The organism is Acinetobacter pollinis, from assembly GCF_015627175.1.
Taxonomy (GTDB): domain Bacteria; phylum Pseudomonadota; class Gammaproteobacteria; order Pseudomonadales; family Moraxellaceae; genus Acinetobacter; species Acinetobacter pollinis.
Genome location: NZ_VTDQ01000056.1, coordinates 1 through 11,603 on the forward strand (window position 1 = coordinate 1; position 11,603 = coordinate 11,603).

Consider the following 11,603-nt stretch of genomic DNA (forward strand, 5'->3'; position numbering starts at 1 on the left):
GGGTTAATATTATTGAAATTGAAAAATCTATTTAAAGTTAGCTGTAAATATAGCTAGCTTCATGCTAGCTATAACGCTAAGACTTAATCTCTTAAAATTAACTGCATTTCATACCATGTTTCATTACCGTGAGAAGATGCCGAGATCTGAGTAAATTTAAATCCAAATTTTTCATAAAATTTAAGGTATTCTTCTTTACACATTAAATAAATTGATTCTTTATTTAATATTTTAGCCCTCTGAATAAAATCTTTCATCATATGGCCAGCATATCCTTTTCCTTGAAATTGAGGATCTACAACAACTGACATAATAACTAAATGTGCCCCAAGAGGATTATGTCCTATAAGCTCTTTAAAACAATCGTCTGACATAACGATTTGATCTGCGCAACCACTGTTAATAAAACCAATAATTTGTTGATCTTCTTCTAAGACAATAAATCCTTTCTGATATTTTTTAGCACGAATTTTAATTTTTTCTTTAGTTGCAGCTTCTTTAAGAGGGTAGGCGCGTATTTCTATTTCATAGCATCTTTGTATATCGTCTAAAGCCACTTGTCTAATTTTATAACACATTGAATACACCTCAAAAATTTTAGAAATATTTTAAATCAAAAATAAAGTGTATATACTGCATTTTTTACATTTCTAAAGTGAATTATATGCATTTTATTCCACATGAATTTGATCTAAATTTACTTATAGTCTTTGATGCACTATATCGAAATAAGACGGTATCAAAATCTGCAGATGCAATTCATATTAGTCCATCAGCCTTTAGTCATGCATTAAACCGACTAAGAGTACTCTTAGATGATCCACTATTTGTTCGTATGGGAGGTGAAATGCAGCCAACGAAAAGGGCAGATGATATTGCTCCATTTATTTCCGAGATGTTGATAAATCTTTCTAGCCAAGTATTTGAGAAAAAGAAGTTTGATCCATTAACAAGCTCTCAATCATTTACGATATCTGCAACTGACTATACCGCTTTTTGTGTAATACCATCTTTGATAAAGAAATTAAAAAGTAGTGCGCCAAATATTAAATTAAAAATTATATTTCAAAATATGGCATTGTCTTTTGAGGATTTAAAACTTGGCAAAATTGATTTAATTCTCGGTTACTCAGAACAACTTGATTCTAGCTCTGGGGTCAATATAACAACATGCTTTACAGATAAATATATTGTTGTTGCGCCTAAAAATAAATATGCAGCCATGAGTTTACATCATTATGCTAATGCCAATCATATTAAAATAAGTGCTTGGGATGATCATGATGGAATAATTGATAACTTACTCAAAAGCAGAAATATTCACCGTAAAATTTCTTTAGAAGTCCCCAATATGATGATTGTACCTTATTTGATTGAATCAAATGATTGTATTATTACATTACCATTAAGAGCAATTTCTATTTTAAATAGCTCGGAGTTTGATATTTTTGACTTACCATTTCCAGAAATTAAATATACTGTGAATGTCTACGCTACAAAAGAAGATCCTCAGCAGTGGCTAAAACATCAAATCATTTCATTATTCGAGTAGGCTGTGAGAGATTGCAGTACACCTTATTTAACTTATGTTCACCTAGAATCTAATTCACAATCAATTTTATCTTTAATAAGTAATTAAATTAATTACTTAGAGTATTAAAATAATAACTTACAAAATATTTGGTTCATGAACCTAGCTATGAATGCATATTTTCCTACTAAAAATGTCTTAAGAATAGACTAAATTTGTCTAGGAGAGTGGTGGCAGTCCACTATTAATTAAAAGGTGTCTACAAAATCAGTGGCTATTCAGAATTGAAATAAATAAATTTGAAATAGATTTTATGATAAAATTCAATCATCTATATTTATTTCTACACTTATGTCTGCACTACAAAAAATTAATGAAGATATGATAGTGAATCTTCCTAAGGGTGATTTACACGTTCATTTAAATGGAGCTATTCCAACAAATTTAGTTAAGGAATTATTAGAAAAAAATACAAATGAAATTCCCTCAAATTTTGATATCAATCAAGATTTAAATATTCTCGAACCACAAAAAAATCTGCAAGATTATTTAAAACCATGGAAAGTCTTAAATTTAATACCTAGATCGCAGAGTGATTTAAATGAAATAGTATTACAAACATTTTTTAGCTTAAAAATATCAAATATTAAATTTGTTGAAATAAGAAATACTATTTTTTATATAGCAAATTTAAACTCAATTTCAATAGAGGAAGCTATAATTTGGATGTTAGATGCTTTACAAAATGCTTTTAAGATAACAAAAATAAATTACGGCCTAATAATTACAGTAAGAAGATCTGATCAAGCTTGTGAGGATGTAGCAACTATCATTTCAGCAATAAAAAATTTAGGATGTCCCAAAAATATAGTTGGGTTAGATCTTGCCGGAAATGAAGATATACCACTACCTGAAAACTTACCATATTTTTTTAAAGAGGCAAAACATGATTTAAATTTAGGTATAACTATACATGCCGGTGAAACTGGTAATCTTAGTAACATTTTGAATGCTATTAACTTATTTGAAGCTGATCGTATAGGACATGGAACTGCGGCAATGCATTGTATAGATACCATGAATTTACTTCGAGAAAAAGATATTGCTGTAGAAGTATGTCCTATATCTAATAGACGGACAAACTCATTAAAAGAAGATGATAGCTATACTTTCCATCAATTCCTTAAATATGAAGTACCCTTTGTTCTATGCTCAGATAATCCAGCGATACATAATTTAAATTTAATTGAAGATTATAAGATATTTCTTCAAGAAACAAATAACGAGAAATTTCTTATAAACCATTACGAACAGCAAAAAAAATATTCTTTTATCAAAGGAGATGCTTTATGAAGATAATAGTTACAACAGGCAACCCTCATAAATTAAGGGAGCTAGATTATTACATGAAAGGTACAGGTGTTACTTTTGAATCTAGAAAAACAAAAATTGAGGAGCTACAGACTTTTGATGAGAATGAATTATTAAAAGATAAATTAGAGAAAGCATTTGCAAGATTTAAAGAGCCAGTATTGGTTGAACACGCTAGTTTATATCTTGAAATAATGAATGGATTCCCAGGAGGATTGACAGAAGTTTTTTGGGAAACATTACAAGCAGATAAATTTTGTGATCTTTTTAAAAACACTAAAATACTTGCGAAAACATCTGTTGGTTTTTGTGATGGAAAAAAGATATATTCTTTCGAAGGAGTTAGTGAGGGAACTGTATCAGTTGAGCCTAGAGGAGATCGTGACTTCCAATGGGATTGTGTCTTTATTCCAACAGGGTATGACAAAACATATGCCGAGTTAGGTGATGAAAAACTAGAAATATCTATGAGAAAAAATGCATTTGATAAATTTAGATCATTTATAGGAAGCTTATGATGAGTAGATATTCACATTTAACAACCTTAAAGCAAGCATATAAAGATGAAAAGTTAATGCTATTTCTAGGGGCTGGTATTTCTACTGTTTTAGATTTACCTAATTGGAGTGATTTGATTAAAATCCTAGCTGAAGACTGTGAATATGATCCAAGAATTTTTAATATTCTTGCTGATGGCAATGCATTAATTTTAGCTGAATTTTATTACATAAAACATCATAAAAAGTTTGGAAATCTTAGAACAAAACTTGATCAAAAATGGCACACGCAGGAGTCGATGGATAAACTAAGAAGTTCTCAATTACACGAAGTTTTAGCGACTAGAAATTATGGATTGATTTATACGACTAATTATGATCAATGGATCGAAAAGGCTTTTGAATTACATGGTAAACCTTATCAAAAGATAACAGATATATTAAACATTGGTGATATCAAAAAAAACATACCACAAATAGTAAAATTTCATGGTGATTTCACAGATGATAATAGTATTGTTTTAAATGAAAGTAGTTATTATCGAAGAATGAAGTTTGAAGATCCTATTGATATCAAATTTAAATCAGATTTATTAAGCCACAGTGTGTTGTTTATGGGGTATTCATTAAGTGATCTAAACATAAGAAGAATACTCTTTGAACTCAATAGCTATTGGCCACTAGAATATAAAAGTCGTAAACCTAAGTGTTATATTATAGTGAAAAGCCATAATGAAATCATTGATACCGTTTTAGAAGATTGGGGAGTTATACCTGTAACAGCAGAAGAGTTAGGTGTTACTGATCCTGATAGGAATATACAAAGCACTAAGATTTTAGAAGCTATAAGTTCTTAGAAAGCTGTTTTTACTTTATTTGTTTTAGCTTTTAAAGAAATTCAATACCATCTAGCAAAGGCTTTATTAGATGGTATTGAATGTTAATTTGAGATCACCTAGCTAAATTTCAATTGTTAATTCTTCAAATTGAAAGTCACTATAGTCCCGTTCTTTTGAAGCAATATTTACCTTACATACATATTTAAATTCAGTTTCAGTATTTCCTATATATTGAAAATATTGTGGGGAAAGCAATGTGTAAGTCGCACATTTGGGTTTCATTTTTGAAGGATATGACCTTTTCCATTCATCATTCCAATAACCTGATACACCAAATTCCATATCATTTAAGAGATATTTAATAAGATTACCATCTGACTGACCTATAATTTTCATTTCAGTGTCAGGCATGATAGGGATGTATATACCTCTTGAGTCCTGTTCAACAAACCAATGACCATATCTATGATGAGGGAAAGCTGTTCCAACAAAAGAAAAATTATCAGAAGTTGTAGTCTTAGATTTAAGATATCTGAATTCTAAATTTCTTTCTAATCCTAGGCCAATAGAAACTATTTGAGATCTTTCAGTTGCCTCATTTTTATCATTCATTATTGTGCAAGTGATATCTAAGTGCAAATTAGGACTAATTTTTATTGGGAAGGATAAAGCCCCCAGAACTTGACCTTTATTGCTTGTATTGCAAACTTGAATTAAATTTCTAAGATAATCTTTAAGAGATTCAATACTGTATTCCTCTTGCGAATTCCACTTTGTAAACCACGGTACTCTAAATGGTAAGAAACTTAAATATGGTGTTTCAAGTGGCAAAGCTTTTATTGAATAGAAATTAGCATAGTCATTGGGCATTCCATAACGACGTTTAGCAACCTCAAATACTCTTAAATATGCAGATCTGGCTCTATGGCTATTCAATGTGTAAAACTGACCAGTGTTATTTCTTTCTAAAAAATATTGATATGTATCATGAAATCTAGGCTCATTAATAAATGTTTTGTTCCATTCATGCTGAAAATCTTCAATCAAGGGAATAAAAAACTTTTCTTCGAGATATTCGCAAGTACTCAAATACACAAGTGGAAATTCATATCCAAGGTTTTTTCTGAAATTTGATTCTCTTTCAATTAAGTCTGAGTCAATATCAAAGTTTCCTTGGTAATAACCGTAATTGCAGGTTTTAGACTCTATAGCATTCAATAATTGATCAGACAGACTAGATCTAGCAAATACATATTCTCCAAGAACAATAGTTGGATGATAGCCTTTCTGACAAGCCATCCAAAATACACACAATATTTCAACAACTTCAGACTCTAATTTTTTAGATTCTAAATTTTTTAATAATTTAACTTCAACCGCTTTACTGTAGTCAATTGTGGCGAGCAAAGAAGATAATTCGTTTGCTGTCCATTGTTTAATGCTTGTGAAAGGCCAATGTAACCTCGTAACAAGCAATGTAATAGCTATGTCATTTTCATCTAAATCTTGCTCCCAATCCCAGTTTGGTGCTTGCAACGTTAAGTTTAGGGTTTCTTCCTTTAAAACATCAATCATTACTTCAATAAATGATTTTGCTTCCTCTATACGATTAAGTTTGACCAATAAATAGACTAATCTACAAGAAGGAATAACAAGTTGCTTATTTAGAGTATCATTACTTTGAGTAGATTTTTGAATAAACTCATCAGCTCTATCTTCATATTCTTTAGCAACAATATCTAAACGTTTGAAACTTTGCTCTGAAGACTCATGATAATTAAACCATCCCCCTTTATTTGAATGGGCTTTGATCAGCACATCAAATGCAAATTTTTTTCCTCTAACACTTTTTGCAATTTCATAAAGGGGATCGAGCAGTATATTTTCCACCTCGTATAACAATTCCTTATCTTTTAAGTCATTCCAAATATATTTTATAAAATCAGTCTTTTTTGCTTTAGGTTTCCAATATTCCATCCATGGTAGTAAATACTCTCGGTTTTTATAATCAGATTTAATAAACTTCAAAAAATCAGGAAATTTTTCTAAGGGATAAGCCTCATAGTTAATAAGACTAGGAGTTTCATTTTCAGATGAGTTTTTAGTTTCTTTAATATCATTAGGAAGATCCACCATTCCATTGTGATCTAATGTAATATTGATTAATTCTTTTGCACGTTCTATATCTAAATTATTTTGTAGTGCATACAGATCACCTTGTGAAAGTCCTGTTCGACAAATTGATTCCCAAATATGAGACGACAATTTCGGTAACTTACTTAATATTTGGTGAAAAGAATTTTCAGCTTTATACCAACTACCGTTTTCAACCTCCCATTCAAATTTAGAAATTAAACAGGACAAATTAAGGTTGGACAAAAGTTTTGTATATTGAGGCAAGGCATGTCTAGTTTCGTCACCATCAGTATATTCCGAAATTTGCGCTACTTCTGACGAAATTTGCTCTAAATAAAAGAGGGCATCAGTTGGATTTTTTCGAGATAGATATTCAATTGAATCAAGTACTTCAAAAATACCCACATCTTTATGCCAACCATAACCTAAAATAAGATCCCAACATTGGTAACAATATCGCTTGATATATTCTAATTTGTGATGCAGTAGTGCAATTTTTGCTAAATTTGAAAAATAATCACACCTTTCATTTGTCTCCTGAATTTCTTGAGAGAATCTTTTATTTATAGTTTCAAATAAGTGTTCAATAGTCTCATTATTGAAATACTTAATATTTTGTTCTGCATACCAGTCAATAAACCAATCAATGTTGAAAAATTCTTTTTCTTCAGAACCTTTAAAATCAGATAGATTAATACTTTTTCTGTTAACGATTAAATTTACAATTATGCAAATCTCGAACCAATTATTCTTAAATCGGATTAATTCTCCTTTATCTTTATAATTTTCATCAATAGGTAGATCTGAGCTATTTAGCAATGAATATATTTCGATAAATTTAATTTCTTGATTATATTCAATCAGTTTTACGATATGATCACATAATTTAACTAGCAAATTATATAGAGAAGCTTTTACGGAATCACCTAGTATAGGCAGATGATTAAACCCTCCTTGAGATGCCAAATGTTGAAAAAAGTTATCAAAAAAGTAGTCTTTATAATTAAAGGTTAATTGATCACTTTTATATACTAGATAGTGTGCTTCATTTTTATCTTCGCTAATTAAATAACTTTTCTTGAATAAATTATTTTCTAAAATTTGAACAACTTTCCCTAAAGAACAAATATTAAACAGCCTTTCATTCTCCAAGCTTTCAAATTCAATTTCCTCAATAGAACCTAGAATTATTATTTTCTCTGCTATCATCTTTTGGATATTTTCATTTTCTATTACATTAAAAACATCCAGCAATTGTTCAAAATTATTACTTAAACAATTAGTCTGACATAAGAGTGGTATCCATTCTTCATTCCAATTTTTGATTTTACCATTATGAATAAGGCTATTTATATAATTTTCATCACATAAAATTTTAGCGGCAAGTGTGAGACGAAGATTTTTATTATAAAGTTCATTATGTTCATGACCATTATATAATCTCTCCTCACTGACGAATCTTTTAAAACACAGATTTGCAGTTGATAAAGCTTGAGGCTTTTGATTTCTATACCATAAGGCTATAGATAAAATTGCCAAATCAGCCACCGAAAGCTGGTGATGTAAAGAAACTAATTCATTGATTGCAGATTGAGGAGCAGTGGTTAGAAAGATAATTTTTAATTGATTAAAATCAGTTAGTTGATATTGAGGACCGTTTAATAAGCGTGTTTTTATCGATCTATGTTTGTATGCCTCAGCATACTGTCGTTCTTTGAAAGCAACCGTTTCAGCTTGGGTTAGTAAATCGATAAAAATTTGAGGATCATAACTCTCCACTAATCTATCGATAATCCAATCACGTGTTAGGCCACTTCTTAAAGGACTAGTATTACCAAGTAAAGCATGGCAATGCCATAGCCATCTTTGTTTTAATGACTCAGGAGCATCATGCTCAAGCCAAGTACATAGAGGTAATAATAATAATTCAATAATTTCATCATGATTATCTCTACTTTTGACAAAGACACTTAAGCTCTCATGAAATGGTCTTAAACCAGATAAAGATTCATGTAGCAAAAAAATTACCGAATTTATATCTAACAATGAATCAGAAAAAATTTTATTAAAAGAAGTTTTAGGCCAGAAAAAATTAAAATTTACAATAAGATGTAATATCTCTTTCTGCTTATGATTTAGTGTTTGCCAAATCAATAAATAATACTTTTGGATATCTTCGCCACTATGCATAGGAAGCTTATTGATTTGCCACTCATTAATGGGAAGTAAGTTAGTTCTTAGATATTCACAAGTATAGATTAGTTGTAAAGGATAACCATGTGTAGAGTTTAATAGTGCTGAAGCAGCTTTGGCGATGATTTCATCTTTATTTCCATAATCATTCGTTATTAATGCCCCATCTTTTATTCTTTTATTTATATAAGCTGAAATGGCATTCCCAGACATAGGGGGAAGGTAAGTCCAGTTTTTCTTAGGACATAGAATTAAAAGGTTTTTTGGTAGATATTCATCATCTACAGGTTGCGTACCAACAATAATTTTAAGATTGTCTGGTAGTGGTAATAATGTTTTAAAAATCTCCTTTAATGGATTGATATTTCTATTATTATCTCGCCAAACGTGATCTAAACCATCAATAATAAGTATAAAAGGTTTTCCACTTTTTTTATAGTAACGTCCACAGTTCTCAAGAATATTAGTTAAGTTTTCAGGTTGTTCATGAGATGAAATATTAATTTTATGATGAAATCGCCTGATTTGTGAGTAAAGTGATTCAGCAATAATTCTTAAAGAAAGTCTATCCTGTGTTCTATCACTTGTAGAAATGAAATAATGATGTCTGATATAGGGAATTTTTTTATCTTCTAATTCATTACAAAGGTAACTCAGATATGTACTTTTACCTAAGCCCGGGCTACCAGTTAGAACATGTATATTTGTTTTTGCTTCATCAATGATTTCACTAACAAAATTTTCATGAAAACTTTCATCTGGCAACACGTAATCATCTGAAATATAAAAACTCTGAGGTATAGGTTCAGGTCTTTTGGTATGAATAACAGAACGTAATATGTCTAAAGTAATCCAACCTTGGGGGGCTGGATAATGTTGAATTGTTGCCCATTTCTTAGCTTCATATAAGAGACGTAAACATCCTATTTCATCGCTAACTTTCATTAGAGAATCTTGTACCTGATTTTCGAGTACTAAATATATGGGATCATCATAAGCAACTTTTAAATTCTCTATAAAAGTTTTAGCTTCGCTTTTACTACCTAACTGCTTTATGATTTCGTCCTGAATATTTTTAGGTATTAATTCAAATTGAAGGTAAGGAGTTTCTCGAAAACAAGGTTCTACATCTCTTGCAAGACGCTTGTTTGTTACTAAATTGATCGAATTTATTTGATCTAATGGTATGCGTTTGTAGGCATCATATATTTTTCTTAAAATACTTTTTGAACGTTCGGTTTTTCCTGACTTTTTAAGAATCCAATCCCAAGAAAATTCGTTTTCTTCTTTTTCAGGAGAAGGTGAATATTTAACTTGATAGTAGTCATATTTATTATCTTTTCTGACACAAATTACATCATCTAATGCCTGCGGTGTATAGTCAGTATCATCAGTCGCTTCAAATAAAACCTTCTGGTATTTGTCTGGGAAATTCAGCCAGTCAGCAAGAATGCTTATGCCGAATAAAGTTTGATAATCATAGCCTTTATATGTAATCGCAGTACTTTTAATATTATCTTTATACATAAGCTTATAGATTTCATAAGTATTTTCTCTATTGTATATCCTAAAGTTCAAAATTATTTAAGAAAAGACATGATTGAGTAAATATTAACCAAAAATTGGATCTTTAGTTAATTATCGTGTTCTAAAAAAAAACTGTCAACGACTTCATAGCATTCACTTTTGCTTGAAAGTTACTAATTTCTCTGCTTTTTATTGCTTTAACTTGTTCAATTTTAAATTGGATATCAGGAAATTGTCCTTTTAAATCATGCAATGCTTCAATTTCTTCTTCTAGTGCAATGATTTTGCCCTCAAACTCTTCTTTTTTCAAATTTAGTTCTTGGAGGGTAGATGGTGATTCAATGCAAAACTGTGATCGTAGATCATGCAAATTTTCAGCTTCGGTATAAGTGGTTTGTCCATATCTACTTTTTTCAACATCGACGATTAAATAACCATACTATCTACTACTTTGAGTCAATCTTATAGCTACAAAATACGCGAGAAAGCTCTTTGAATATTGGTAAGTTTTGAATTTCCATACTCATCACTCAAATAATCAGGATTATAATCCGTGAATTAAAACACTTCAATTCCTGATAGTTCTTGTATTTATGGTTATCACCTATGAATCAAGAACTAACACTGTCGATTGGCTTTAAAATCAGGGAAATTCGGAAAAATAAATCAATTAGCCAAGAACAATTAGCCTTATTAACAACGATTGATCGTAGCTATTTGGGGAGAATTGAAAGGGGGGGAGTCAGCATTACTGTTGAAAAACTCTATCAAATTTCACAAACACTCAATGTTGACCCTAAAATATTACTCCCGTGATAAATATTTTTTGAGAAGATGAGGCGCTAGTAGATGGTCTACCTTCAAATAGATTTTTAACTTTACTTCTTCAATAATATCTATAGGCGTTTCAGTATTCTGATGAAGCTGTGACTCCAAATCATCAATTTGTGTGCGCAGATTTTTATTGGTATCCACAAAGCCTGCCTTGTCTTTTTATTCACATAAAGTTGCTGTTCTTTAGTCTTTAGATTCAGTGGAGAAATTTGCTCAGATATATACATAGATATGAGCTCCCGTCGTTCAGCTGAACTCAAAGTACTTAATCCACCAGATATATAGCCCTTAGCTGTTAGACGACTATGAAGAGCTTTGTGCGAAATAGGGGATTTTTCAAAACCTTCAAGCAATATCATTTGCAATTCTTGTTCAATGACTTCATCTAATTGTTTACCACGTAACATAATGAATTGTTTTTAGAGCAAACATAGTAAAGTTAAAGAAGGATATGAAGTTATTATTAGGTGTATCTAATTTAACATAAAATTAAGTTATACGACATTCTGTACGCATATACGCACGGGTGAGGGAGGAGGAGCTTGCCGACCGACCGACCCGACACCCGTGCGTAGTTTGATTGGCACACTACTATCTAATAGTGTGCCTGACTCCGAAATTTCGGAAATAATTTAATTCTCGCGCATTAGTTCTTTGCTTTTATTGTGTACTATC

8 protein-coding genes and 1 pseudogene are annotated in these 11,603 nt (G+C 30.6%); 5 read left to right on the forward strand and 4 right to left on the reverse strand.

Features of this window, described 5'->3' with window-relative positions; genetic code table 11:
* Positions 1-83: 83 nt before the first annotated feature.
* Positions 84-578 carry a GNAT family N-acetyltransferase gene (locus I2F23_RS12920; protein WP_195772994.1) on the reverse strand — a complete coding sequence of 165 codons (495 nt, stop codon included), beginning with the start codon at positions 576-578 and terminating at the stop codon, positions 84-86.
* A gap of 86 nt (positions 579-664) precedes the next feature.
* On the opposite strand from I2F23_RS12920, the gene I2F23_RS12925 reads away from it, so the two are divergent.
* The 4 genes from I2F23_RS12925 to I2F23_RS12940 all read left to right on the forward strand — a co-directional run bounded on the left by I2F23_RS12925 (position 665) and on the right by I2F23_RS12940 (position 4,256).
* Complete coding sequence (locus tag I2F23_RS12925; protein WP_195772995.1) at positions 665-1,552, forward strand: LysR family transcriptional regulator; 888 nt, start codon at positions 665-667, stop codon at positions 1,550-1,552.
* A 330-nt stretch (positions 1,553-1,882) separates the two neighbouring features.
* Complete coding sequence (locus I2F23_RS13940) at positions 1,883-2,884, forward strand: amidohydrolase family protein (protein ID WP_195772996.1); 1,002 nt, start codon at positions 1,883-1,885, stop codon at positions 2,882-2,884.
* The gene (locus I2F23_RS12935; RefSeq protein WP_195772997.1) at positions 2,881-3,420 is read left to right on the forward strand and encodes a non-canonical purine NTP pyrophosphatase; all 540 of its coding nucleotides are present in this window, start codon (positions 2,881-2,883) and stop codon (positions 3,418-3,420) included. Before I2F23_RS13940 ends, I2F23_RS12935 begins: the two co-directional genes overlap by 4 nt.
* Positions 3,420-4,256, forward strand: a complete 837-nt coding sequence (locus tag I2F23_RS12940) for an SIR2 family protein (RefSeq protein WP_195772998.1) — start codon at positions 3,420-3,422, stop codon at positions 4,254-4,256. Before I2F23_RS12935 ends, I2F23_RS12940 begins: the two co-directional genes overlap by 1 nt.
* Positions 4,257-4,358: 102 nt before the next feature.
* Here I2F23_RS12940 and I2F23_RS12945 read toward each other — a convergent pair whose 3' ends face one another.
* Positions 4,359-10,094, reverse strand: coding sequence for a dsDNA nuclease domain-containing protein (locus tag I2F23_RS12945; RefSeq protein WP_195772999.1), 5,736 nt, complete (start codon positions 10,092-10,094; stop codon positions 4,359-4,361).
* A 121-nt stretch (positions 10,095-10,215) separates the two neighbouring features.
* Positions 10,216-10,404 (reverse strand): hypothetical protein, encoded by a 189-nt coding sequence (locus I2F23_RS13945; protein ID WP_228284799.1) that lies wholly within the window; start codon positions 10,402-10,404, stop codon positions 10,216-10,218.
* Positions 10,405-10,700: 296 nt separating this feature from the next.
* Here I2F23_RS13945 and I2F23_RS12955 point away from each other — a divergent pair, with 296 nt between their 5' ends.
* On the forward strand, positions 10,701-10,910 hold the full coding sequence (locus I2F23_RS12955) for a helix-turn-helix domain-containing protein (protein WP_195773000.1): 210 nt from the start codon (positions 10,701-10,703) through the stop codon (positions 10,908-10,910).
* Here I2F23_RS12955 and I2F23_RS12960 read toward each other — a convergent pair.
* A pseudogene (locus I2F23_RS12960) lies at positions 10,899-11,335 on the reverse strand (hypothetical protein). The gene I2F23_RS12955 and the pseudogene I2F23_RS12960 overlap by 12 nt on opposite strands.
* Positions 11,336-11,603 lie beyond the last annotated feature (268 nt).